The organism is Psychromonas sp., from assembly GCF_983033635.1.
Window position 1 is genome coordinate 1 of record NZ_CEZLMY010000118.1, and the last position, 614, is coordinate 614.

Sequence of the window (614 nt, forward strand, 5' to 3'; positions counted from 1 at the left end):
GTTGCAGAAGAAAGCGGCTTAATTTTACCCTTAGGTGACTGGGTACTGCGTAATGCTTTTGAGCATCTTGTACAGTGGCAATCTCAAGGTTTGCCCAGTTCATTTACGACATTATCAATCAATATCAGCCCTAAACAATTATTACAAACTGGTTTTGTTCGCTCTATCGAACAGTATCTTGAACAAACCAAGGTTGATGCAAGTTTAATTGAAATCGAAATAACTGAAAATATACTCGTCACACATATGGACTTAGTGATTGATAAACTAAATGCACTTCGACTATTAGGTATTCGTTTTGCTATCGACGATTTTGGTACAGGTTATTCTTCATTTTCATACTTAAGTGTATTGCCGGTATCAACTTTAAAAATTGATCAGTCATTTGTTGTTAATTTAATGCAAGATGACAGGCAAAAACTGATCGTCGGTGCCATTATTAATATGGCTCAAACATTAAAACTTGAGGTTGTAGCAGAGGGTGTGGAATCACAACAACAATTAAACTTTTTAACCCAAATAGGCTGTACACAATTTCAAGGTTATTTCGTTGCCGCACCATTGGCTAAAAAAGATTTTCAAATCTTGTTATTTAAAAATGACAGTGTAAAAAA

Annotated in this window: 1 protein-coding gene; it reads left to right on the forward strand. The window is 34.7% G+C overall.

Going from position 1 to position 614, the window contains the following annotated elements:
- Positions 1-614 (forward strand): EAL domain-containing protein (locus AC4GME_RS13560; RefSeq protein ID WP_490379578.1); only part of this gene is annotated, 614 nt, incomplete at both ends.